17 protein-coding genes are annotated in these 24073 nt (G+C 70.1%); 4 read left to right on the top strand and 13 right to left on the bottom strand.

From position 1 onward, the window contains the following. Positions 1–3: 3 nt before the first annotated feature. Together GA0070620_RS03220 and GA0070620_RS03215 are read left to right on the top strand one after the other, a co-directional pair. Positions 4–783, top strand: coding sequence for an ABC transporter permease (locus tag GA0070620_RS03220; protein WP_091588430.1), 780 nt, complete (start codon positions 4–6; stop codon positions 781–783). 79 nt (positions 784–862) lie between these two features. After that, entirely contained in the window at positions 863–1588 is a 726-nt protein-coding gene (locus GA0070620_RS03215; protein ID WP_091588428.1) for a DinB family protein, read from the top strand. Between the two features lie 4 nt (positions 1589–1592). On the opposite strand, the gene GA0070620_RS03210 is transcribed toward GA0070620_RS03215, so the two are convergent. The 6 genes from GA0070620_RS03210 to GA0070620_RS03185 form a co-directional block, all read right to left on the bottom strand. Beyond that, entirely contained in the window at positions 1593–2810 is a 1218-nt protein-coding gene (locus GA0070620_RS03210) for an erythromycin esterase family protein (RefSeq protein WP_091588426.1), read from the bottom strand. 80 nt (positions 2811–2890) lie between these two features. Continuing rightward, entirely contained in the window at positions 2891–3937 is a 1047-nt protein-coding gene (locus GA0070620_RS03205; protein WP_231922195.1) for a LacI family DNA-binding transcriptional regulator, read from the bottom strand. 49 nt (positions 3938–3986) lie between these two features. Further along, positions 3987–5714 (bottom strand): IlvD/Edd family dehydratase, encoded by a 1728-nt coding sequence (locus tag GA0070620_RS03200; protein ID WP_197677534.1) that lies wholly within the window; start codon positions 5712–5714, stop codon positions 3987–3989. 80 nt (positions 5715–5794) lie between these two features. Further along, positions 5795–6679, bottom strand: coding sequence for a carbohydrate ABC transporter permease (locus GA0070620_RS03195; protein ID WP_091588423.1), 885 nt, complete (start codon positions 6677–6679; stop codon positions 5795–5797). Beyond that, positions 6679–7620 carry a carbohydrate ABC transporter permease gene (locus GA0070620_RS03190; RefSeq protein ID WP_091588421.1) on the bottom strand — a complete coding sequence of 314 codons (942 nt, stop codon included), beginning with the start codon at positions 7618–7620 and terminating at the stop codon, positions 6679–6681. Before GA0070620_RS03190 ends, GA0070620_RS03195 begins: the two co-directional genes overlap by 1 nt. A gap of 72 nt (positions 7621–7692) precedes the next feature. Further along, on the bottom strand, positions 7693–9036 hold the full coding sequence (locus GA0070620_RS03185) for an ABC transporter substrate-binding protein (RefSeq protein WP_091588418.1): 1344 nt from the start codon (positions 9034–9036) through the stop codon (positions 7693–7695). A 125-nt stretch (positions 9037–9161) separates the two neighbouring features. Between GA0070620_RS03185 and GA0070620_RS03180 the strand changes: the two genes are divergently transcribed. Next, positions 9162–9941 carry a transposase family protein gene (locus tag GA0070620_RS03180; RefSeq protein WP_091587259.1) on the top strand — a complete coding sequence of 260 codons (780 nt, stop codon included), beginning with the start codon at positions 9162–9164 and terminating at the stop codon, positions 9939–9941. Between the two features lie 115 nt (positions 9942–10056). Here GA0070620_RS03180 and GA0070620_RS03175 read toward each other — a convergent pair whose 3' ends face one another. The 3 genes from GA0070620_RS03175 to GA0070620_RS03165 form a co-directional block, all read right to left on the bottom strand. Continuing rightward, on the bottom strand, positions 10057–12231 hold the full coding sequence (locus GA0070620_RS03175; protein WP_091588416.1) for an alpha/beta hydrolase: 2175 nt from the start codon (positions 12229–12231) through the stop codon (positions 10057–10059). A gap of 169 nt (positions 12232–12400) precedes the next feature. Then, on the bottom strand, positions 12401–13417 hold the full coding sequence (locus GA0070620_RS03170; protein WP_091588413.1) for a LacI family DNA-binding transcriptional regulator: 1017 nt from the start codon (positions 13415–13417) through the stop codon (positions 12401–12403). A 293-nt stretch (positions 13418–13710) separates the two neighbouring features. After that, on the bottom strand, positions 13711–16101 hold the full coding sequence (locus GA0070620_RS03165; RefSeq protein WP_197677533.1) for a glycoside hydrolase family 3 N-terminal domain-containing protein: 2391 nt from the start codon (positions 16099–16101) through the stop codon (positions 13711–13713). Between the two features lie 466 nt (positions 16102–16567). Between GA0070620_RS03165 and arfA the strand changes: the two genes are divergently transcribed. Then, positions 16568–18085 (top strand): arabinosylfuranosidase ArfA, encoded by a 1518-nt coding sequence (gene arfA, locus GA0070620_RS03160; RefSeq protein ID WP_091588411.1) that lies wholly within the window; start codon positions 16568–16570, stop codon positions 18083–18085. 170 nt (positions 18086–18255) lie between these two features. On the opposite strand, the gene GA0070620_RS03155 is transcribed toward arfA, so the two are convergent. From GA0070620_RS03155 to GA0070620_RS03140, 4 genes are all read right to left on the bottom strand, one after another. Beyond that, positions 18256–19836, bottom strand: a complete 1581-nt coding sequence (locus GA0070620_RS03155; RefSeq protein WP_157741522.1) for an alpha/beta hydrolase-fold protein — start codon at positions 19834–19836, stop codon at positions 18256–18258. A 332-nt stretch (positions 19837–20168) separates the two neighbouring features. Beyond that, the gene (locus GA0070620_RS03150) at positions 20169–21689 is read right to left on the bottom strand and encodes an aldehyde dehydrogenase family protein (RefSeq protein ID WP_091588405.1); all 1521 of its coding nucleotides are present in this window, start codon (positions 21687–21689) and stop codon (positions 20169–20171) included. Then, positions 21686–22891: a fumarylacetoacetate hydrolase family protein gene (locus tag GA0070620_RS03145; protein WP_091588403.1), complete on the bottom strand. Its 1206-nt coding sequence runs from the start codon at positions 22889–22891 to the stop codon at positions 21686–21688. The genes GA0070620_RS03150 and GA0070620_RS03145 overlap by 4 nt, the downstream gene beginning before the upstream one ends. Further along, on the bottom strand, positions 22888–24069 hold the full coding sequence (locus GA0070620_RS03140; protein ID WP_091588400.1) for a mandelate racemase/muconate lactonizing enzyme family protein: 1182 nt from the start codon (positions 24067–24069) through the stop codon (positions 22888–22890). The genes GA0070620_RS03145 and GA0070620_RS03140 overlap by 4 nt, the downstream gene beginning before the upstream one ends. Between the last annotated feature and the right edge of the window lie 4 nt (positions 24070–24073).

The following is a 24073-nucleotide window of genomic DNA, read 5'->3' as shown; positions in this document are numbered from 1 at the left end:
GTCGTGACCGGCAACGTCCGGGCGCAGGAACGCTGGCGCACCGTCGGCTTGCCGGCCCTGGGCGCGGTGCTCGCGACCGGCATCTGGTGGCTGTCCACCTGGGCCTTCGACATCGAACCGTTCTTCCTGCCGGCGCCCCCGGACGTGGTCGACGCGTTCCTGCGACTCCCCGGTCACCTGGCCCAGCAGACCTGGATCACCTTCCTGGAGACGGTCATCGGGTTCGGGATCGCCGCGGTGGGCGGGCTCCTGCTGGCGGTCCTGCTCGCCGCGTCGCGCACGGTCGAGCGGATGGCCCTGCCGATGATCGCGGGCATCAACGCGGTGCCGAAGGTGGCACTCGCGCCGCTGCTCCTGGTCTGGATCGGCTTCGGTTACGAGACCAAGATCGTGATGGTCGTGCTGCTCTGCTTCTTCCCGATCCTGATCTCGACCATGGCCGGCCTGACCTCGACACCGAACGACCTCGGCGAGTTGGCCCGCTCCCTGTCCGCCTCGTGGTGGCAGACCTTCCTCAAGGTCCGGCTTCCGTGGGCCCTGCCGCAGATCTTCGTCGGCCTGAAGGTGGCGACCTCACTCGCCATCATCGGTGCGATCATCGGCGAGGTGATCAACCCGGAGGCCGGCCTCGGCGCGGTGATCGCCAGTTCCGGTCAGTCCGCCGACACCCCGCTCGCGTTCGCGGCGCTGATCCTGCTGGCGCTCATGGGCGCGCTGCTCTTCTACCTGATGGCCGGCCTCGAACGGCTCCTCGTGCCGTGGGCACGAGCGATCTCCTCCTGAGATCCGCACCGCACGACGACCGGGCTGCGTCGTACCCTCGCGCTAGCATCGCCCCGTCTCGCCGCAGAAGGGGGCCCGCATGACCCAGGACCAGGTCACGACGTTCGTCGACAGCGACCTGCGAGAGGCACGGTTCATCAGGACGACGTTGACCGGGGCGGTGATGCGCAGCGTCGACGTGAGTGGCCTCGACATCGACGCCCCGTGGCTGCCGGAGGGCACCCTCCTGGTCAACGGTGTGGACGTCGTGCCGTTCGTCGAGGCCGAGATCAACCGCCGGTTCCCCGGCCGCGAGCTGAGGGATGCCGGGGACCCGGACGGCCTGCGGGCGGCGTGGGCGGCGCTCGAGCGGGCCTGGGCGGTCGCGGTCGACCGGCTCACCGCCCTGCCCGCGGGCACCGCCGACCTGTCGGTCGACGGCGAGTGGTCGTTCGCGCAAACCGTGCGCCACCTCGTGTTCGCCACCGACGTCTGGCTCGGCAGGACGATCCTGCGCCGACCACAGCCCCTCCACCCGCTCGGGCAGCCGCACGCCGAGTACGAGACCGACGGCTACGACATGTCCGTCTTCGCCACCGCGCGGCCGAGCCTCGCCGAGGTGCTCGACCTGCGCGCCGAGCGGCAGACCATGATGCGGGACTTCCTCGCGAGCGTGACGCCGGAGCTGCTCGCCGAGTCCCGGCCGCACCCGTGGTCACCCGACACCGAGGCGACCGTCCTGCGCTGCCTCCACGTGATCCTCCACGAGGAGTGGGAACACCTTCGCTTCGCGCTGCGCGACCTCGACGCGCTGGTCCGGCCCTGACCGGTCAGGCCGCCGGCCACCACGACCGTCCCGCCGGGGCGTTCTTGACGAACACGATCCCGTCGAGGCGCGCCAGGTGGGCCGGGTCCAACGGGGCATAGCCGAACCAGGGTGACACGCGCGCGGTCGCCCGGCCGTGGGTCGCGGCCAACCGGTGGGCGTCGACGAGGCACCGGTCCTGCGGGAGCGCGTACAGCAGGCCCTCGATGCTGTCCGGGGGCGGGGTGTCGACTCCGCGGTGGCCGATGGTGCCGAGGGCCGTGGCCAGGAAGGCGTACCCCTCCCCCAGCTGCGCGCTGACGATCGCTCCGGCGCTCCACCATTCCAGCGGCAGGTCACCCATCCGCATCGTGCTCACGTCCCGTTGAAGATGCGCGTTGTGGGCGTACACCAGCGCCGGGCCGCGCTCGGCGACGGCCAACAGGTTGGCGGCCATCATCGACGCCCGCTGGCCCAGCAGCCGCGCCAGGCGGCCCGGTGACGTGTCGGCCATCCACAGGTGGTAGCGCAGCAGCCCGACGGCGGTGCGCCCGTACAGACGGGCCCGGTCCCACTCCTCCGGTGTGGACGCCGAGACCAGCTGAGGCGTCCGCGCGTCGAGCAGGGCCACCAGGTCGTCGGCGAGCACGCGCAGCCGGTCGGCCTCGGGCGTCCGCCCCACCGACCGCGACGGGTCCATCATGGCGGCGGGCTCGGTCCAGCGCTCGTCGTCGCCGAGCAGGTCGTCCAGCGTCTGCGCGGTGCAGGGAAGCAGGTCGGTGTCGACCCGGGCCGACAGGTACGCGTGCAGCGCGGTGATCGCCCGCCGCGGGCTGGCGGCGCCGGTGATCTCCAGTGGGCCGTCGAAACCGACGAAGCGCAGCTGCTCGGCGGCGGGCCTCCCCTCGTTGTACGCACGCATCCACCGCACCAGCTCGGCGTTGGCCGCCGATGCGCCGAAGCCGTGGCTGAAGCCGCTCTCCATGACCTCGTCGAGGGTGCCGGCGCCCGTGGTGACGTGGTCGTCGACCACCAGACCCGCCAGGCAGTCGCTCTCGATCGCGATCGTCCGGTAGCCCTCCCGCTCGACGAGTTGCCGGAAGAGGTCGTTGCGGACGTCGAGCAGAACGTCCTCGCCGTGGGTGGGCTCACCGAGGGCGAGCAGCCGGGGCCGGGACGGGAGCAGCCGGAGAACGGCGGCGGCGTCGACGGCATGGACGGTATCCGTGATGCGCTCGGTCATGCCTTGAACGCTATCGTTGAACCGACGGTTGAGACTTCTGCCGACAAATCCGTGCTGCCGACGGCAAGACCCTCAACAGCTCATGCACTCCCGATGGGTGCGGTGCTCCGTCGCACGACCAGGCGGGGGATGACCAACGGCAGGGGCTGCGGTGTCGCTCCGCTGATGGCCTGCGTGATGGCCGTGATCGCCCGTCGACCGACCGCGTCGAAGTCCTGCTGGACGGTGGTCAGCGGCGGGATGAGATACGCCGCCTCCGGGACGTCGTCGAAGCCGACGACGGAGATGTCCCCGGGCACCTGACGGCCGCACTCGTGGAGCGCGCGCAGCACACCGATGGCCATCTGGTCGTTGGCGGCGAACACGGCGGTGGTCCCGCGCATCTGACAGATCCGCAGGCCGGCGGCGTATCCGCTGTCGGCGCTCCAGTCACCCTGGACCGGCTCGACGGGGCGTTGGCCGGCCTCCGCCATCGTCCGGCGCCAGCCGTCGACGCGGGCGCGGGCCTCCGCCCAGTTGAGCGGGCCGCTCACGTGCACGATCTCCTGGTGACCGAGCCCGAGGAGGTGTTCGGTCGCCATCCGGGCGCCGAGCACCTGGTCGACGCCGACGGTGAGCGAGGCCCGGGACAGGTCGCCCTCCACGACCACGAAGGGGACGGTGGACCGGTTCATCCGTACCACGTCCAGCGCCTCGTCATTGCCGGCGATCATGACGACGCCCTCCACGCCGACGCGCATCAGGTGCTCGGTCGCGTCGCTCAGGGCCTGCCACGTCACCTCCGACAGGCTCACCGAGGTGGCGAAGTATCCGGCGGCACGGGCCGCGTCCTCGACGCTGCGGTGGATGCTCGTCGGACCGAACAGTGTCCGGGCGGTGCCGATGATGCCGATCATTCCGGAACGACCGCGCACCAGCGCGCGGGCCGCGGTGTTGGGGCGGTAGCCGAGCCGTTCGATGGCCCGCAGGACCCGCTCCCGCGTCTCCGGCTTGATGCTGGGCGCCCCGTTGATGACGCGGGACACCGTCTGGTGCGACACCCCGGCCAGGCGGGCGACGTCGGCCATGACCGGCCGAGAGGTGGCCGCCACCGTCGCCCTCCGCGCGAACTCGCCCCCGCCGGCCATTCGTCCTCCCCTGCGATCGGTCCCTCGCGGCATCGTGCGTGCGTCGGAGTCAGTGCGAGTGTCGAGGCACGGCGCTGCCACTGCCCCCGACGAGGAAATCCAGGTCGGCGCCCTGGTCGGCCTGTAGGACGTGCTCACCGTAGAGCCGGGCCCAGCCCCGGTCGGCGGCCGGCACCGGTGGTTGCCAGGCGGCCCGGCGGCGGGCGAGTTCCGCGTCGTCGACCAGGAGGTCCAGCCGACGTGCCGGGACGTCGACGCGGATCGGATCGCCGGTGCGCACGAGCGCGAGAGGACCGCCCACGGACGCCTCCGGGGCCACGTGCAGGACGCAGGTCCCGTATCCGGTGCCGCTCATCCGGGCGTCGGAGATCCGGACCATGTCCGTGATGCCGTCGGCGAGCAGCCGTCGTGGCATGGGGACGTTGCCCACCTCGGGGAAGCCGGGGTAGCCCCGTGGACCGGCGTTTCGCACCACGATGACCGTCTCGGGGGTGACGTCGAGATCGAGGTCGTCGGCCGCGACGACGTAGTCCTCGATTCGGTCGAAGACGAGCGCCGGCCCGGTGTGCGTCAGCAGGTGGGGGGAGGCGGCGGACACCTTCAGCACCGCCCCGGACGGTGCCAGCGACCCGCGCAGCACCACGGTGCCCGAGCCGGCCGGTTGGAACGGCTCCGCCATGGTGCCGATGACCTCCCGGTTCCAGCACTGGACGCCGCTGATGTTGTCGGCGACGCTCTTTCCGCTGACGGTGACGTGGTCCAGGTGCAGCAGCGGCGCGATCTCGTTCATCACCGCGGGGACGCCGCCGGCGTAGGCGAAGTCCTCCATGAGGTACGTCCCGGACGGCATGAGGTTGACGAGCATGGGCACGTCGGCGGTGAGGGTGTCGAAGTCCTCCAGGGACAGCGAAACGCCGAGCCGCCCGGCGATCGCGAGCAGGTGGACGACGGCGTTGGTCGAGCCGCCGATCGCGGCGTTGACCCGGATGGCGTTCTCGAAGGCCTGCCGGGTGAGCACCGTGGACAGCCGCTGGTCCTGCTCGACCATGGTGACGATCCGACGTCCGGCGGCGTGGGCGAGCGCGTACCTGCGGGAGTCGACGGCGGGCACGGCGGCGGCTCCCGGCAGTTGCACGCCCAGCGCCTCGGTCACGCAGGCCATGGTGGAGGCGGTTCCCATGGTCATGCAGTGGCCCCGGCTGCGGGACATGCCGACCTCGGCCTCGGCGCAGTCGGCGGCGGTCATCCGGCCGGCGCGCATCTCCTCGGTGAAGCGCCAGACGACGGTGCCCGACCCGATGTCCTGGCCGCGGAACTTGCCGTTGAGCATCGGGCCGCCGGTCAGCATGAGGGTCGGCAGGTCGACGCTCGCCGCCCCCATCAGCAGGCCGGGTGTGGTCTTGTCACAGCCGGAGAGCAGGACCACCCCGTCGAGCGGGTTCGCCCGGACCAGCTCCTCCAGCTCCATCGCCAGCAGGTTGCGGTAGAGCATCGTCGTGGGTCGCATGAGCGGCTCACCCAGGCTCATCGCGGGGAACTCCAGCGGCAGGCCACCACTCTCCCACACACCGCGCTTCACCGACTCCGCCAGGCCACTCAGGTGGGCGTTGCACGGCGTCAGCTCCGACCAGGTGGTGGCGATGCCGATCACCGGGCGGCCGTCGAAGACGTCGTCGGCGAACCCCTGGTTGCGCATCCAGGAGCGATGGATGAACCCGTTACGACCGTCCGCGCCGAACCACTGCCCGCTGCGCAGCGGTCGATCCGTCATCGACATCAGCACACCTCTCTGTCATCCGCTCGGCCGCGAGCGGTGTCGCGGCGCCTTTCTGGTTGGGCTGGTGGCACGGGCGTGCCCTACCGGAGACCTCCGACGGACAGCCCGCCGCGCCAGTGTCGCTGCAGACTGAAGAAGGCGATGATCAGGGGAATCACGGACACGAGCGAGCCCAGGATGATGAGGCTCCACAGTGAGGTGCCACCCGCGTTGTTCGCGGAGGCGATGCCCTGCCAGAGGCTGAGGCCGACGGTCACCGGGAAGAGCCTGTTGTCGGAGAGCATGGCCAGGGGCAGGAAGTAGTTGTTCCAGGACGCCACGGCCGACAGCAGCAGCACGGTCACCACCGCGGGACGCATCAGCGGAAGGGCGATCTGCAGGAACGTCCGCACCTCCCCCGCGCCGTCGACCCGGGCGGCGTCCAGGAGCTCGTCGGGGACCGCGTCGCGGGCGTACACGTGCATGAGGTAGACGCCGAACGGGTTGAGCAACGACGGGAGGATCACCGCCCAGATCGTGTTCGTCAGGCCCAGCCGGGAGAACATGATGAAGGTCGGGATGACCAGGGCGGTGGCGGGCACCATCAACGCGCCGAGAACGACGGCGAAGCTGAAGCGCCGGGCGGCGAACCGGTACTTGGCGAACCCGTAGCCGGCCATGACCGCCAGGACCGTGGCGCCGACCCCGCCGGCGATCGCGTACAGGGTCGAGTTGAGGATCCACCGCCCGTAGATGCCACCGTCGTAGGTGAACAGCAGCTCGAGGTTGCCGAGGTAGTCGATCTGGTCGGTGAACCAGAGGGTGTTGCCGCCGCCGAACAGGCCCGGCGCGTCCTTGGAGCTGTTGACGACGACCCACCAGAACGGCACCAGGAAGTAGATCACCAGGAAGCCGAGGAGGATCTGTAGCGGGAGGTGGCGTTGCGCCCGGCGGGTGCCCGCGCGGACGCTGGTGCGGTCGGTCATCAGAGGAAGCTCCTCCGCTTGCGGGTGAAGAACAGGAAGGCGTACACGCAGATGAAGACGATCCCGCCGAGGGCGAACGAGATCGCCGACCCGTAGTTGAAGTTGGCGAGCGAGAACGCCTGCTGGTAGGCGTACATGTTGGGGGTGAAGTCCGACCCGATCGTGCCGGCGGCGAGGTAGCGCAGGATCTGCGGTTCGTTGAAGAACTGCAGGGTGCCGATGAGCGAGAAGACGAGGATCAGGATCAGCGCGGGGGCGATCAGCGGAATCTTGATCCGGGTGGCGATCTGCCATCGGCTGGCGCCGTCCATCCGGGCGGCCTCGTAGAGCGTCGGGTCGACCCCCTGCAGAGCGGCGTACAGGATGATCATGTAGTAGCCGGCCCACTGCCAGGTGACCACGTTGAGCAGACCGTAGAAGATCAGGTTGCTGCTCAGGAAGTCGGGCGCGGTGGCGCCGAACAACCCGAAGATGTCGGTCAGCGGGCCGAAGCCCTTGCTGTAGAGGAAGCCCCACATCACGGCGCCGATGACGGTGGGGATCGCGTACGGCAGGAAGATCATCAGCCGGGAGAAGCGGGCGAACAGCGTCGTCACCGAGTCCAGGATGAGGGCCATCGCGAGCGCGATGATGATCTGCAACGGGATGGAGACGAGCGAGAAGCGGATGACGAACCACGCCCCGGACAGGAAGCTCGGGTCGGTGAACGCCTTCACGTAGTTGTCGAAGAGGACGAAGCTGGTGCCGCCGATCAGCTTCTTCTGGAAGAGGCTGAGATACAGCGCGTAGCCCAGCGGCGCGATGAGGAACGCCAGGAAGACGATCCCGAACGGCCCGACGAAGAGCCATCCCATCAAGTGTTCGCGGAGGTGCACCTTGCCACGGATCTTGCGCGTCTGCTGCGTGGTACGCGGGGCGCGCTTCTCGGTCAGGACTGTCATCTTGGTCTCCGGGACGTGGACGCCGAGGGTCGAGGGTGGGCCGGCCGCTGCCGGCGCGGCCCACCCGTCCGGTCACTGAACGGTGAAACCTTGTTCCTTGGCGTACTTCGCCACGTCCTCCTGCAGCCGGTCGGCCGCCTGAGACCCGGTGATGGACCCCTTGATGACCTCGCTGACCTGCTCGGTCATCGCGTCGAGGTAGTACTGACCGAAGGGGGCGTAGGAGACACCCTTGTAGGCGTCGGCGGCCGGGACGTAGACCTCCTTGTTCGCCTGCTGGCCGTCGAAGAACGCCACCTTCAGGTCGATGAACGCGGGGTCCTTGAGCGCCGTGAGGTTCAACGGGAAGATGATCTGGTTGGTCCAGCCGTCGGTGAGCGACTCCTTGTCGGCGTAGAGCCCGTAGGCGACCTTCGCGGCCAACTCCGGCTTCTTCGCCTGCTTGGTCACCGAGAACGCCGAGCCACCCCAGTTGACCTGCACCGGGTTGGCCGGGTCCCACTGCGGCAGCGGCGCCACCGCGAACTTGCCGGTGTCCTGCCCCTTGCCGACGCCCGCGCCGGTGAGGTAGCCGGGCGCCCACGCCGCGGAGATGTACGTCGCGTAGTTGCCGTTGATCACGCCGGAGATGTACTCCGGGGTGAACTGGTCCTGCGTCCCGACCAGGCCCTTCTTGGCGAGGCCGCCCCAGTAGTCCAGCACGTCCTTGGAGGCCTGGTCGTTGAGCTTGACGCCGATCGACTTCGGCTGCGCCGGATCGTAGGTGAAGGGCGTGGCGCCCTTCTGGATCTGCAGCGCCATCGTGAGCGCCGAGACGTTCGCGCCGAGGTCCCCGAAGAGCGGGCCGCCTGCGTCCTTCACCTTCTGCGCGGCCTGCTCGTACTCGGCCCAGGTCTTCGGCGGCGTGATCTTGTACTTGTCGAAGATGTCCTTGCGGTAGATCATCGCCACCGGGCCGCCGTCGACCGGCACGCCGTAGACCGCGTCGCCGACCGACACGTCCTTCCAGGCGCCGTCGCTGTAGTTGGCCTTGACCGCGTCGTACCCGTACTGCTTGATGTCGACGAGCGCGTTCTGGATCTGGAACGTCGGGATCCGGTCCGCCTCGATCATGATCACGTCGGGTGCCCCGGTGCCGGCCGAGATGGCCGTCTGGAACTTGTCGTACTCGTCACTGCCCTGGCCGACGTTGGTCCAGCAGACCTGCACGTCGTCGTGCTGCTTGTTGAAGTTGTCGACGACGAGCTGCATGTTGGGGTACCAGCCCCACATCGTCACGACCGGCACGTTCTGTTTGGTGATGGTGTTCGTGCAGTTGCTGGCGTCGCTTCCGCCGTCGTCCGACGACGAGCAGCCGACGAGACCGGCCCCGGCCGCGAGCACGGCCACCGTGGCGAGTATGCGTCTTCTCTTCATTGAGCCCTTTTCATCGTGATCGTGCTGGTCACGGCGGGTGTGGGTAACCCGGAGATCGATGAGGGCGAGGCTCCAGGTAAGACAGCAGTCGACCAAGATCCGATGCCCCGACCGGGAGCCTCGCCGTGCTGTCTTACCCCGCCACGATTCCGCTGTCCAGTCGAACCCTGAGCCACCTCGCCGAGTGCATCCGCGGCCACCGTCGGCAGCGTCGATCCCGGTGGCGGCGTCTGGACCCCGGTCGGCAAGCCCTGCTCACCCTCGCCCACCTGCGCAACGGCGACACCTACACCCGCCTCGCAGCCGGGTTCGGCATTGGCGTCACCACCGCCTGGCGCTACGTCCGCGAAGCTGTCGACCTGCTCGCCGCAGCGGCCGACGATCTGGCTACCGCGATGGAGCGCATCCGCAAGCTGGCATACGCGATCCTCGACGGCACGCTGATCCCGATCGACCGGGTCGCCGATCAGAGGCCCTACTACTCCGGGAAGCACAAGCGGCACGGCGTGAACGTGCAGGTCATCGCGGACGCTGCGGGTCGCCTGGTCTGGGCATCGGCTGCGCTGCCCGGCGCCATTCATGACCTGAGCGCCGCCCGTGTTCACGGCATCATCGACGCGCTGAGCAGCGCGGACGTGATGACGTTCGCGGACAAGGGCTACCAAGGAGCCGGCGGGAGCGTGCGCACGCCGTTCAAGCGCCACCGCTACCGGCCGAAGCTGTCCCGCCGGCAGGAGGCCGTCAACCGCGCACATGCCCGTGTCCGCGCCCGCGGCGAGCGCGCCATCGCCACGCTCAAGACCTGGAAGCTCCTGACCAAGCTGCGCTGCTGTCCCCGCCGCGCGACCGCGATCGTGCAGGCCATCCTCGTCCTGCACCGCGTCGAGACCAGCCCCTACTCATGATGAAAAGGGCTCATTGAGATGGTTCCCTTCGGGGGTCGCGGTGCACAGGATCCATGCGCTGGCGGGCGCCACCGGGGCAGGAAACCTGCTCCCGGTGGCGTCGCCTGGTGAGGCCCTAGCGCTTGAACAGTCGCGGCGCCAGGTCGATGAGGTTCTTCTGCCACACGTCCCAGCCGTGCGGCCCGGGGGTCACCCCGTCGAACTCGTAGCGGATACCGAGGTTGTTCAACGTGGTCAGCGAGGCCATGAAGCTCGGGTACACGAAGTCGGTCTGGTCACCGACGTACAGGCGCAACATCTTGGTGCCGTTGTTGATGGCCTCCACGTCGACGCCGGTGCCGCTGCCGAAGCCGGCCGAGAACGCCGCGACGTAGGCGAACTGGCCCGGGTAGGCGCGCAGCACACCGAACGCCTGCCCACCGCCCATCGACAGGCCGGCGAGCGCCTGCTGGGACGGGTCACTGGAGATGTGGTAGCGGGACCGGGCTGTCGGCACGATGTTCTCCAACAGCTCCCGGTTGAAGTTGGACGAGTTGCCGTTGCCCATCACGACGACCATGGGCGTGAGGTCGCCGTCGAGGAACTGGTGGTCGAGGATCTGCTTGGCGCGACCCATCTCGACCCAGTCCGTGTAGTTCTGGCCGCCGCCGTGCTGGAGGTAGAGAACCGGGTACGGCTGCGCCCGGCCCGGGTCGTAGCCGGGTGGGGTCCACACCAGCGCGGTGCGGTCCTGACCCGCCACCGTGCTGCGGTAGGTCATGGCCTCGACCTTCCCGCCCTGGCCGGCCGGCACGTCCGTCAGCAGTCGGGCCTCCGGGCCCGGGACGAGGAAGGTGCTCCACATCGGCTCGGTGGTCACCTTCGTCGGGTTCGAGACGTCCTTGAACGGGACCCGGTCGACGATCAGCCGGTAGTAGTAGAACCAGGGCTTCAGCGGCCCCACGGTCGCCCGCCACCGGTCGCCGTCGCGGGTCAACGGCACGCGCAGCCAACTGCCGCCCGGCGCGATGTTGGCCCACACGGTGACGTGCTGGGCGGTGGCGAAGTCCGTGGTGGTCTCGAAGGTGACGAACCCGTCCTCGGTGAGGAAGGGCGTGGGGGTGGTGCCGGCCGCTGGCGGCGCGAACTCGCCCGTGATCGGCCGGTGGCCCGGGCTCGGCCCGTGGTCAGACACGTGCCGGAACAGCCGTGGAACGAAGTCGACGAGGTTCTCCTGCCAGGTGGTCCAGTTCCCGCCGCCGTCCGGGTTGACGCCGTCGAACTCGAACCGGACATCGGCCCGACCCAACGCCTTCGTCAGGCGGTAGGTGGGGTTGTGCGCGGCGTCGGTGACGTTCCCCGTGTAGAGACGCAGCAGTTTGAGGCCGCGGTTGATCGCCTTGGCGTCCTTGCGGTCGATGCTCGGCGCCGAGTCGCCGGAGAACCAGCCGACGTAGCCGAACTGCCCCGGCTTGGCGAACGCCGCCCGCACGGCCCGCGCAGCGCCGTCGGCCACGCCGGCGATCGCCTGGTGCGCCGGATCACGCCGGACCCGGTAGTTGTCGGCGACCGCTCGGCGGAGGTCCGTCAGCTCCCGGTCGTCCGCGCTGTCGGCGATCACCACCACCATCGGCTGCATGTTGCCGGCCGCCGAGAGGTTGTCGAGAATCTGCTTCGCGCGGCCGAGGTCGAGCCAGTCGGTGGCGGCCGCGGCGTCACCCGACTCCAGGAAGAGCGTGGGGTAGCTCTTCGGCCCCTTGGCCGCGTACCCCGGTGGCGTCCAGACCAGGGCCGAACGCTGTTCGTTACGGACCCGGTAGGTGAGCGTCCCGACCGTGCCGCCGGTGCCGGTCGGCGCGTCGACCAACCAGCGAGCCGAGTCACCCGCGACCAGGAAGCTGCTCCAGAGCGGGTGGGACGCCACACTCGTGGGGTTCGTCGGGTCCTTGATGGTCTTGGTGTCGTCGGCGGTGACCTGGTAGTGGTAGAGCCCCGGCTCCAGGGCACCGAGCACACCCGACCACGCGTCACCGCGGCGGGTCAGACCGAATTCCGCCCAGGTGGCCGACGGGCCGAAGTTGCCCTCGATGACGACCTGCGACACCGTGCCCAGCTGCTCCTGAACGTACGCGGCCGGAACGGTGAACGAGGCGTAGCGGTCGTCGGAGACCGCCAGCCACGGCGTGTCGGCCGCCGCGGGTTGCGGCGCGACCAGCACCGCGGCGACCGCGATGACTCCGGCGGTGAACGCCGCCGAGAGTCGACGTACGCCCAGACGGCGTAACCGCCCGTGATAGTGTTCGGTTGTCACGCTCCACTCCTCTCTGCGCCGGCAGCGGATGCGACCCGCTCGCCGGCTCAACTCATCGGTGGATCTCGCCGTGCGTGCTGCGGACACCTCCTTCAGGTGTTGGCCACGCGCGCACCCGACCTGATCGCTCTGTCGGAAGCGGTCAGGTCGTGGCGCCCGTCGGCGGTTGTCATGGTCGCGCCGCGCTCGGCGGTGGTGCGGTCGAGCTGCGGATCACGAGGCTGGTCGGCAGCACTATCTGGCTCGGCTCGGCCCAGTCGCCCGTCACCAGTGACTTCAGCATCCGTGCGGCCTCGTACCCGAGCTGGAACATCGACTGGTCCACGGTGGTCAGGCCGGTCGACGCCGCCTCCGGGATGTTGTCGAACCCGACGACGGACAGGTCCGCCGGGACGGAGAGGCCGAGTTCCCTGGCGACCTCCAGGACCTTGAGGGCCATCCCGTCGCTCGCCGCGAAGATCGCCGACGGCCGGTCCGCCCGTTGCAGCAGGGCACGCGCCAACGGGACCGCCGACTCGGGATTGAAGTCTCCCCGACCGATCAACGTGGGGTCGACCGGGACGCCGGCGTCGGCGAGCGCCGCCCGGTAGCCCTCTTCCCGCGACCACGCCGAGGCGAGGCTGTCACGGCCCGCGATGAAGCCGATGCGGCGGTGCCCCAGACCGAGCAGATGCTCGACCGCGGTGGTGGCGCCGGCGAGGTTGTCGGCCATGACCGAGGGCGCCGTCGCGCCCCGCACCGGGTCGATGGCCACGATCGGCGTCCGGCTGTGCATCTCGCCCCAGGGTGTGACGACGATGCACCCGTCGGTGAGGGTGCCCGACAGCCGGGTCAGGTGCCGTTGCTCCCAACCCTCCGAATAGGACCCGTAGAGGTCACTGTTGGCATAGATGATCAGGTCGAAGCCGGAGCGGCTCAGCGCCTTCATCACACCCTTGAGCACCTCGGCCGTGTACGACTGGAAGCTGTGCGCGACGAGGCCCAGGACGTTGGTGCGGCTGCGGCGGAGACTCGTGGCCACGAGACTCGACTCGTAGCCGAGCTGCTCGATGGCCGAACGGACCTGGGCGAGCGTCCGCGGGCTGACACCGTAGTGCCCGTTGACGACGCGCGAGACGGTGGCGGTGGAAACGCCGGCGACTCGGGCGACATCACTCATTGTTACCGGCGCATTGACTTCAGTCATGCCGCTCTCTCTGGACTGCAATCGTTATCGGTTACGTTTCCAGGATGTTGTCAACGTAACCGAGAACGATTACAAACACAAGGCCTTCGCGTCCTCACGGGACCCCCGCGGGACGGCCCTACCGGGATTGTTGACAAACACACCGACCGATCACCGTCCACCGTTGCGGAACCGCGAACGACGGTCACGCTCGGTGGCCGAATGAACGGTCTTTTCCCGCGCTCGTTCCCGCCCGACGAAAAGACGGGCGGGAACGGGCGCGCGAACCATTCCGGGTCGGCGGTGGAATGGGGTCAGACGGCCCCGCCGGACAGATCCCGGACCTCCGCCGCGCCGGAGAACGCCTTCGACGTCGTCGAACGGTCCGCCCCCGCCTTGATGACGAAGCTTCCGGCGAGGACACGGTTGTCGGACGAGAAGCCGACGTACACCTCGATCTGCCCGGGTTCCACGGTGTAGTTCAGCTGCCGGTCGTAGAAGCCGAGCTGCCCCGTCGGCAACTCGAAGCGCACGGCCACCCGCTGGCCGGCCGCGGCCGAGACCCGGGCGAAGCCCTTCAGCTCGAGCACCGGTCGGGTGACCGTCGCCTGCGGGTCGCGGACGTAGAGCTGCACGACCTCCTCACCGGCTCGCCGTCCGGAGTTGGTGACCGTGACCTCGACACCGACGCTGTCGCCGGCGTCGACCTCCGCACGCTCCACCACGGCTCCGTCGATCGTGAAGGGCGCGAAGCCGAGGCCGTGCCCGAAGCAGTATCGCGGGGCGACCGGCGAGTCGACGTAGTCACCGTGCCAGTGCGACCGTCCGCCGGACACCTTGTGGCCGTAGAAGACGGGTAGCTGGCCGACCGTCCGGGGGTAGGAGATCGGCAGCCTGCCGCTCGGGTTGACCTCGCCGAGGAGGACCTCGGCGATCGCCCGCGCGCCCGTCTCCCCGGGCAACCAGGCCATCAGCACCGCCGCACACCTGTCGTGCAGGAAGTCGCTGCCGACCGGTCGGCCCGCGACGAGGACCGCCACGACGGGGGTTCCGGTGTCGACGACGGCCCGGACCAGCTCCTCCTGGACGCCGGGCAGGTCGAGGCTGGACCGATCCCGCGACTCGCCCGTGGTCGCCCGGGGCGTCAACCCTGAGCGGTCGCCGAGGACCAGCACGGCGACGTCGGCCTCGGCGGCGACCGCCACCGCCTCGGCGAACCCCTCCGTCGACGGGTCGACCACGTCGCACCCCGGCACGTATCGCAGCCGGTCGCCCAGGCGGGCGGCGAGTTCGTCGCGCACCGTGGGTACGCCGTCCGTGCTCTCGTCGATCTCCAGGTCGTCCGGGATCGTCATCATCTGGCCGAGCAGCCCTCGCCGCTCGCGCGCCTCCGTCAACGCCTCGATGTGCGCGGCGAACGAGTAGTCGCCCAGCAGGTGCCGGGCGTCGTCGGCGTTCGGCCCGATCAGGGCCACTGTGCCGGCTCCGGCGACCAGCGGCAGCACGCCGTCGTTCTTCAGCAGGACGAGGCTGCGGCGCGCGATCGCCAGCGCCACGTCACGGTGCCGTTCGGCGTTCACCGTCACCTCGACCGCGCCCTCGTCGACGTACGGGGCCTCGAAGAGCCCCAGCTCGAACTTGTGCCGCAGGACGCGCGAGACGGCCTCGTCGAGTCGCGCCTCGCCGACCTCCCCGGCGTCGAGCGCGCGCGCCAGGGCGTCCGCGTACGCGTCGGTCGCCGGAAGCTCGACGTCGACGCCCGCGGCGAGGCCCAGGACCGCCGCCTGCTGCTTGTCCTGCGCCAGGTGGTGGTAGGAGTGGAGGTCGTCCACGGCGAAGTAGTCGGACACCACGCTCCCGGTGAAGCCCCACTGCCCTCGGAGGATTTCGCCGAGAAGCTCTCCGTTGGCGTGGCACGGGATCCCGTCCAGTTCGTGGTAGCCGGCCATCACCGACTGGAGGCCACCTTCGCGGACCGCGGCCTCGAACGGGTGGAGGTAGACCTCCCGGAGCAGCCGCGGGGGCAGGTGGGCCGGCGCCCAGTTCAGCGCGCCCTCGGAGGCCCCGTAGCCGACGAAGTGCTTGGCGGTCGCGATGACGCCGTCGGTCAGGTCGGCGCCCTGCAGGCCCTGGACGAACGCCACACCCATGCGCGCCACCAGATACGGGTCCTCGCCGTAGGTCTCCTCCGTCCGACCCCAACGCGGGTCACGCACCACGTCCAGGACCGGCGAGAGCCCCTGGTGGCTTCCCATGGCGCGCATCTGCTCTCGGACGGCGTCCGCGAGCTGGTGGTTGAGGCTGGGCGCCCAGGTGCTCGCGACCCCGATCGCCTGCGGGAAGATGGTCGCCTCCCGCGCCATCACCCCGGAGCACACCTCCTCGTGCACGATCGCCGGGATGCCCAGTCGGGTCTCGGTGACCAGGAACCGTTGAATGGCGTTCGCCGCCCGGGCCACCTGCACCGCCTTCAGGCTGGTCGCTCCGGCGACGCGCGTCACGTGCCCCAGGCCGTGTCGGAGGACGGTGCGGGCCCGCTCCGCCGAGAACCGCCCGCCCTCCAGCACCGCGAACGCCCACGTGCTTCCCAGCTGCGCGAGCTTCTCCTCGCGGGTCATGCGTGCCAACAGGTCCGACACCCGCTCGTCTACCGGCGCGGAAGCGTCGGCGTAGATCGCCCCGGTCCGCGGTCCCACAGTGGTCACCCGGTCACCCCAATCACCGCCGGAAGGCGGTCTCGGCCTCGTCGGTCGCACCCGGCCGTGGCGGCGGAGGAGGTGGTGGCGGCGAGGCGTGTCCGGGAGCGAGACCCCCGATCGCCCGGGAGCGGCGTGGTGCCGAGGCCGCCCGCCGAAGACATTGATCACGGGCATCGCGTCCCTTACTGTAAACGTAATCGGTAACGTTTACATTGATCGTGAACCTAATCGACGACCTTCGCGTTGTCCAGACCTCGCGCAGTGCCCACCACCCCTCGGTTCCGGCGTCGCGGCGGAAGCTTCCCGACGTCCGGACCGCACGAAGGGAGCCAGCCCTGAACACCCACCTCGACCAGCCGCCGGAGCCCCTGGCCGGCACCGACGGTCCACTCCCCCGCCCCTGCGCCTCGCCGCTCCGGTCGCGCCGCGACCGCCGGGCCGACACCGGGTCGACGGTCAGCCGGGAGGTCTCGTGAACACCGCACGACTGATCCTCGACACGCGCCGGCGGGTCGCACCGGTGCCGCGCCGGCTCTTCGGTTCGTTCGTGGAGCATCTGGGCCGCTGTGTCTACACCGGCATCTACGAGCCGGGACACCCGACCGCCGACCCGCACGGATTCCGGGGGGACGTCCTCGCACTCGTCCGGGAGTTGGGCGTCACCACGGTTCGCTACCCCGGAGGCAACTTCGTCTCCTCCTACCGCTGGGAGGACGGCATCGGCCCGGTGGACCAGCGGCCCGCCAGACTCGACCTCGCCTGGCACAGCCTGGAGACCAACGCGTTCGGGCTCGACGAGTTCATGCGGTGGGTCCGGGCCGCCGGAGTCGAACCGATCATGGCGGCCAACCTCGGCACGCGGGGCACCGCCGAGGCCGTCGACCTGCTCGAGTACGCCAATCACCGTGGTGGGAGCCACCTCGCCGACCGGCGCCGCGACAACGGCGCGGCCGACCCGTACGGCATCCGGCTGTGGTGCCTCGGCAACGAGATGGACGGCCCCTGGCAGGTGGGCGCACGGACCGCACCCGAGTACGGACGCCTCGCCGCACAGACCGCGAAGGCCATGCGACGTTTCGACCCCGATCTCGAACTGATCGCCTGCGGCTCCTCGCACTCCAGCATGCCCACGTTCGGCACCTGGGAACGCGACGTGCTCACCGAGGCGTACGACGACATCGACCTGATCTCGCTGCACGCCTACTACCAGCCGGTCGACGGCGACCTGCCCAGCTTCCTCGCCTCCGCCGAGGACATGGACCGGTACATCGACGCCGTCACCGCCATCGCCGACTCCGTCGGCGCGATCCGCAGGTCGACCAAGAAGATCATGATCGCGTTCGACGAGTGGAACGTCTGGTACCAGTCGGCGGCTCCGTCCACGCCCCCCAGCGGCGAGGACTGGCCGGTCGCGCCGCCGCTGTTGGAGGACCACTACAGCGTCGCGGACGCCGTCGTCGTCGGCGGGCTCCTCATCAGCCTGCTGCGCCACAGCGATCGGGTGACCGCGGCCTGCCAGGCCCAACTGGTCAACGTCATCGCGCCGATCATGACCGAACCGGGGGGCGCGGCCTGGCGGCAGACCATCTTCCACCCCTTCGCCCGCACCGCCCGGCACGCCCGGGGGGCCGTCCTCGACGCGCTACGCGACAGCAGCACGACCGCCACCGACCGCTACGGCGAGGTCGACGCGGTCGACGCGGTCTCGACCTGGGACGACAGCACGGGCGAGATGACCGTGTTCCTCGTCAACCGGAGCGCCGACACCCCCGCCGAGGTGACCGTCGAGGTCGGTGGCGCCCGGGTGGCCGGAGTCGTCGAGTGCGTCACCATCGGGGGCGGCGACCTCGACGCCAGGAACACGGCCGACGGCCCGGACCACGCCGCCCCCCGCCCCAACGGCAGCGCACACGGCACCGGCTCCGGCATCGGGCTGACCCTTCCACCCGCGTCCTGGACGATGGCGCGGTTGACGACCACGACCTCCTGAGGGCCGCCGCCCGGTGCCGTCCCGGTGGCGCACGACCGCGACGGCGGCGGCGCGGCCACGACGGCGTCTCCTCGCGGCGGACACGCCCCGGCCGTCCACTCCTGGCGGGACCAGGAGTGAACGGCCGGGGCTTCCCACCCACCTAGCAGAAAGCCTGCGTGGGCACGGATCTACGGGGCGACCGACGCGCTCCGCGAGCCGTTGAAGAGCTTGTCGCCCTGGTAGTGGGCGACCACCGGAGCGTCCAGTTCACCGTGGACGCTCTTCTTCAGCCGGGCGACACCGTTGTGCACGGGAGCCGACCCGAGGTACGTGTCGCCGGCGTAGAACTCGACCTTGCCGGACGGGGAGGACATGCTCGTGCTGACCGCACCCACCGTCGCGGTGGCGGTGACCTTGGTGTTGGGCGAGGCGCCGGCGGGTGCGGTCTCGACGTCGAGACCGATGTTGGTGGCGCGGAAGGCCAGGTCACGGAGGTAGTGGTTCAGCAGGGGCCGCCAGACGTGCCAGGTGTGCACACCGGGCACGTTGAACTCGTCCAGCTCGACGCCGGCGGCCCGCAGCGCGGCGGCGTTCCGCTGCGAGTTCTCGGCGATGTTGCCGAGGCGGTCCTGCAGACCGGTGCCGATCATGATGCCGCCGGCCACCGCCTTCATGCGATCGACCTGCGCCTGGCTGGCGGTCGGGCCGCCCGCGCTCCAGGCGGCGTGGTAGCCGAACAGGTCGGTGTGGTTGTACATGATGGTGTAGGCGCGGCTGCCACCGGCGGAGAAGCCGCCAAACGCCCGGTCCTGCGCACGCGTCGAGACGTGGTAGTTCTGCTCGACGAACGGGAAGATGTTGTTCCGCAGCTCGTTGACGTAGCCCTCGTTGCCACCGGGAAGGCCGTTGAAGTCGGTGGACACGATCACCATCGGCTCCACGGCCCGGTCCTTGATCGCGTTCTCCAGGATGAGGTGGGCCACGCCCTGCATCGTCCAGGCGGTGGAGTGGTCACCACCGCCGTGGCTCAGATACAGGGTCGGGTAGGGCTTGGCCCGGTTGGGGTCGTAGCCGTGCGGCAGGTAGACGACGATGTCGTGCACCCCAGGCGGGTTGGTCGACAGCGGCGAGGTGTACCGCCGGGACTCCAGCGTGCCGAGCTTGGCGACCGGGGCCTGGTAGCCGGTGTCGTACGTCGGGAACTTCTTGCTGGTCGGGACGTACATGGTGCTACGCACCGCGCCCGGGGCACCCGGGTACTGCGGCTGGATCTGCCACGGGTTCGCGGGGTCGTCGTGCAGGGTGCAGCCGGTGGCCAGCTCGTTGGTGCAGTCGTGCGTGAACGCGTAGCGGAAGGTGCCCGCGGGCAGCGGCGTGGTGAACGTCCACACCCCGTCGGGGCCCTTCTGCATGGGCTGGATGTGCCAGGGGGTGGCCGCGACGTCGCCGGGCTGCCACTCGGCCGGCGGACGGGCGTCGCCGCAGTCCTGGCACGGGATGTTCTCCGGGCGCGAGTAGAACCAGTCGCCGTAGACGTGGACCTGCTGGACGTCCTCGGGCGCCTGGTACCGGAAGGTGACCGTGTATCCGGTCGGCGGCTGGTCGGTGCGGGTCACGGTCGGACCCAGGGGTGCGGGCGGGGCCGGCGGCGCGGCCGACGCCGCGGGGGCGGCGACCGAGCCGGCCACGACGGTGACGGCGGCGAGCACTGCGAGCATCAGCCGGCGCCTCGGCGTCGGCGTCAGGGGACGGGGAAGTGCGACGGGCATGTTCCTGCTCCCTCTTCGGCGTGTGGTCAGACCGCATCGAGCGGCCGACCGACCATTCGATGGTGAGGTGAACGGATACCAGTGATGTGCCGATGTCGCGCAGTTTGTGAGCGCTAACATCCTTCCTGTCAAAAATACAACCACGAGTTTAATTGAGGGTCAAGAGTCGACCGGATAATTGTCTCCACGAATTGCCGACAGCGCAATTAGGGCACGTTTCACCGGCGCCAGAAATTCTGGCGCGCCAATCTATTCAAACCATTTCGAGACGCGAATCGCGGGCCGACCGGCCGCGACCAGTGAGCGCGTCCGGGAGCAGCCTTCCGGCGCGGCTATTCCTTCCCTGGTTCCAACCTCCCATCGACTCGCCGGGGAATGGCGGTGCAGTCGTCTCGCAACTCCTCGGGCAGGACCCATTCCGGGGCGTCCTGCCAGGCCAGTGGACGAAGGAATCGTCGGATCGACGTGGCGCCCACCGAGGTGTGCACCGCGTTGCTCGACGGCCAGGGCCCACCGTGGTGCTGAGCCCACGACACGCGGACACCGGTGGGATAGCCGTCGAAGACGACGCGACCGGAGCGGGCGGCGAACACGTCGACCAGCCGACGCACGACCTCCGGAGCGTCGTCCGATCCACGGTGGACGGAGGCGGTCAGCGACGGTGGGACGGTCGCGAGCACGGCGTCGAGCTCGGCGACGCCGTCGTACCGGACCACCACCAGGAGCGGACCGAAGCACTCCTCGGCGATCTCGGCGGTCAGGTCCGGCAGACCGACCTCCAGGAGCGTCGGAGCGACGGTGAAGCCCGCACCGGGCGCGACCCGGGGTCGCGCCGCGACGCGGGCGCCGGCCCGCTCGAACGCCGCGGCCCGATCCTCGTACGCGTCACGGATGCGCTCGTTGAGCAGGACCGCACCCTCGGAGCTGGCAGCGACCCTCGTCCGCAGCAGGTCGACCAGGTGGTCGCCGGCCGCGTCCGAGGGGATGAACGCCAGACCGGGCTTGGTGCACAGCTGACCGCCCGAGCCCGTGAAGGAGGCGAACAACCCGTCGGCGATCTGGTCTGCCCGGTCGGCGGCCGCGCCGGGCAGGACGACGATCGGGTTCACGCTGCTCAGCTCGGCGTACAGCGGAATGGGGTCGGGTCGTTCGTCGATGGCGGCCTGGATGGCGCGGGCGGCGCCCACGGACCCCGTCAGCGCGGCCGCGCGGATCGCGGGGTGGCGCACCAGCGAGAGGCCGGCCTGGTCGCCGTAGACGACCGCGATCACCCCGTCGGGCCCGTCCAGGTCGCGGACGGCCGACGCGATCGCGTCACCGGAGGCCCGCGACGTCACCGGATGCGACGGGTGGGCCTTGAGGACCACGGGACAACCCGCGGCGAGCGCGGCGGCGGTGTCGCCACCGGCGACCGAGAAGGCGAACGGGAAGTTGCTGGCCCCGAAGACGGCGACCGGCCCGAGGGGTACGAGCATCCGCCGCAGGTCCGGACCCCGCCCGAGCGGAGTGTCGGCGGCGTGGTCGATGGCTGCCTCGACGTACGCGCCGTCACGCAGCACTTCACCGAACATCCGGAACTGGACCGCCGCCCGCGTGAGTTCCTGGTCGAGTCGGGCGTGGCTCAGACCGGTCTCCGCCGCCGCGGCAGCGACCAGGTCCGCGCGTCGGGACTCCAGCGACGCGGCGATCGCGTCCAGCATCCCCGCTCTGCCGACTCTTCCCAGGTCCGACAGCCATCGCGCGGCCCGGGAGGCCTGGCCGGCGACGGACTCCAGTCGGGTGTCGTCCGTCTCGACGAGATCGGTCGGGCGACGCAGGCCGTCACGCGGATCGACCGTGGTGACCACGTTCACAGCAGTCCTCTCTTCCCCAGGTTGCCCATCAGATCGCGGATGCCGAACTGCCACGGATCGCACTCCTCCGCGTGCCGCACGCGGTTGACCAGGGTGCCCAGGGCTGGGCAGCTGATCCGCACCACGTCGTCGACCTTGTGGGTGAAGCCGTCGCCGGGGCTGTCCCGATCCTGAATGGGCGCGAACATCGTGCCGAGCATCAGGACGGCGCCGTCGGGATAGTGGTGGTGCGGGCCGATCAGCTGCCGCACCAGTGCCTCCGGGTCCCGTGACATCCGGGTCATCTCCGAGACCGCCTCCAGGTGGAAGCCGTCCACGCCGTGGACCCGTAGGCACACCTCCAGCTCGCGGACCCGTTCCAGGCCGAACCGCTCGTCGAACAACCGGATCAGGGGGCCGAGGGCGCACGAGGCGTTGTTGTCCTTCGCCCGAGGCAGCAGGAGCGCGGAACGACCCTCCACGTCGCGCAGGTTCACGTCGTTGCCGAGGGTGGCCCCAACGATCCGACCGCTGGACGCGACGACGAGTGCGACCTCGGGCTCCGGGTTGTTCCAGGTCGACGCGGCGAGCACGCCGACCGGGACCGCGGTGCCGACGGCGGAGAGGATCTGCCCCTTGGTGAAGATCTCGGCGTCGGGACCGATCCCCACCTCCAGGTACTGACTCCAGACCCCCTCGGCGACCAGCAGGGTCTTGAGCCGCTCCGCCTCCGCCGAGCCGGGGGCGAGGCTGTGCAGGTCGGCGCCGATGTCGGCGAGCATCCGGTCACGGATGTCCGCGGCGAGCGCGAGGTCTCCCCGGGCCCGTTCCTCGATGACGCGTTCGATCATCGAGACGGGAAAGGTCACGCCGGCGGCCTTGAGCGCCTGGAGGTCGACCGGGGCGAGCAGCCAGGGCCGGGCGCGGTCCCGGGTCGCGGCTCCCGTATTGGCCAGGATCTCCCCGAAGTCACCGACCAGGGGCCCGTCGAGCGAGGCCACCGTCGCGGCGGGGTCGTCCAGCTCGCAGATGTCCCGGACGGTCGGGAACCGGTGGCTGATGTCGATGACGTCGTCTCCCCGTACGACCACCGGTGAGGGGCCGTCGACGGACGGGTCCCAGATCCGACCGACGAGCACGCTGTGGTCGACGTCGTCCGGAAGCGCCTCGGCGGCGGTCCCGAACCACTGCGCCCCGGAGCCCCGGGGCCGCGGCACCGTCATGAGGCGCTCTCCAGGTTGAAGAAGGACCGCTCGTCCCGGGGCCGGATGTCGTAGACGGCGTCGCGGAACATCCGCATCGGGTGCGGTGTGAACGGATGCTGCTCGATCGCGGCGAGGTCCAGTTCGATGCCGAGTCCGACCCCGGTCGGCACGAGGACGTCGCCCTCCTCGGTGAGCACCAGCCGTTCGTTGGTGATCTCCGGACGCCACGGCACGTCCGTCGCCATGATCTCCAGGTAGCGGAAGTTGGGCAGTGTCGCCCCGAGCTGGAGCGTCGCGGCCGTGCTGAGCGGGCCGCTGGGGTTGTGCGGCGCGAACCCCACATAGCTGGTCGCGGCGAGCGTGGAGATGAAGGCGAGCTCGGCGATGCCGCCGGCGTGCGTGACGTCCGGCTGGACGAAGTCGACGGCCTGGCGTGCCAGCGCCGGCGCGAAGCCCTGCCGGCCGTACCAGCGCTCCCCCGCGGCGATCGGCACGGGGGACGCGCGGCGGATGTCGACCAGCGCGTCGAGGTTGTCCGGTGGGCACGGCTCCTCGAACCACACCGGGTCGAACTGCGCGATCTCCTTCGCGACCTTGATCGCGTGGCGGACGTCGAACCGGCCGTGCCCCTCGATGAACAGCTCGACGTCGCGTCCGACCGCGCCCCGGACGGCGTCGATCTGGGCGAGGACCCGGTCCAGTTGCCTCGTGGTGATGGTGAGGTCGTAGTTCTCAAACGGGTCCCACTTGAGGCCGCGGAAGCCGGTCCGCACGGTGCGGCGTGCGGCGGCCGCGTAGTCCTCGGGGGTGACGGCCCCGGAGAACCAACCATTGGCGTACGCCCGGACCCGGTCCCGGGTCGCGCCGCCGAGCAGGCGGGAGACCGGGACGTCGAGCTCGCGCGCGGAGATGTCCCACAGGGCCATCTCCAGTGCGCTCAGCGCGGTCATGATGACCGGGCCTCCTCGCCAGTACCAGTCCCGGGCGAGTTCGTAGACGATCTTCGAGATGCTGGTGGGGTCCAGACCCACGACCGCCTCGGCCACCTCGGCGATGGCGCCCTGGACAGCCCGTTCCTTGCCCTCCAGGGTCGCCTCACCGAGCCCGACGATCCCTTCGTCGGTGTGGACCCGCACCAGAACGAGGTTCGTCCGGTAGAAGTCGACGACCAGCGTGTCAACAGAGATGATCTTCATGCTC

Source organism: Micromonospora krabiensis, from assembly GCF_900091425.1.
In the GTDB taxonomy this organism is placed as follows: domain Bacteria; phylum Actinomycetota; class Actinomycetes; order Mycobacteriales; family Micromonosporaceae; genus Micromonospora; species Micromonospora krabiensis.
The sequence above is the reverse complement of the archived record's forward strand: the minus strand, read 5'-3'. Positions and strand labels throughout refer to the sequence as shown.

What these genes read in the sequence shown, in the direction of transcription:
- GA0070620_RS03170 (WP_091588413.1), bottom strand. Translation starts at nt 13,417, where the DNA reads ATGACTGAAGTCAATGCGCCGGTAACAATGAGTGATGTCGCCCGAGTC.
- GA0070620_RS03145 (WP_091588403.1), bottom strand. Translation starts at nt 22,891, where the DNA reads ATGACGGTGCCGCGGCCCCGGGGCTCCGGGGCGCAGTGGTTCGGGACC.
- GA0070620_RS03210 (WP_091588426.1), bottom strand. Translation starts at nt 2,810, where the DNA reads ATGACCGAGCGCATCACGGATACCGTCCATGCCGTCGACGCCGCCGCC.
- GA0070620_RS03185 (WP_091588418.1), bottom strand. Translation starts at nt 9,036, where the DNA reads ATGAAGAGAAGACGCATACTCGCCACGGTGGCCGTGCTCGCGGCCGGG.
- GA0070620_RS03190 (WP_091588421.1), bottom strand. Translation starts at nt 7,620, where the DNA reads ATGACAGTCCTGACCGAGAAGCGCGCCCCGCGTACCACGCAGCAGACG.
- GA0070620_RS03205 (WP_231922195.1), bottom strand. Translation starts at nt 3,937, where the DNA reads ATGGCCGGCGGGGGCGAGTTCGCGCGGAGGGCGACGGTGGCGGCCACC.
- GA0070620_RS03140 (WP_091588400.1), bottom strand. Translation starts at nt 24,069, where the DNA reads ATGAAGATCATCTCTGTTGACACGCTGGTCGTCGACTTCTACCGGACG.
- GA0070620_RS03200 (WP_197677534.1), bottom strand. Translation starts at nt 5,714, where the DNA reads ATGTCGATGACGGATCGACCGCTGCGCAGCGGGCAGTGGTTCGGCGCG.
- GA0070620_RS03195 (WP_091588423.1), bottom strand. Translation starts at nt 6,679, where the DNA reads ATGACCGACCGCACCAGCGTCCGCGCGGGCACCCGCCGGGCGCAACGC.
- GA0070620_RS03155 (WP_157741522.1), bottom strand. Translation starts at nt 19,836, where the DNA reads ATGCCCGTCGCACTTCCCCGTCCCCTGACGCCGACGCCGAGGCGCCGG.
- GA0070620_RS03215 (WP_091588428.1), top strand. Translation starts at nt 863, where the DNA reads ATGACCCAGGACCAGGTCACGACGTTCGTCGACAGCGACCTGCGAGAG.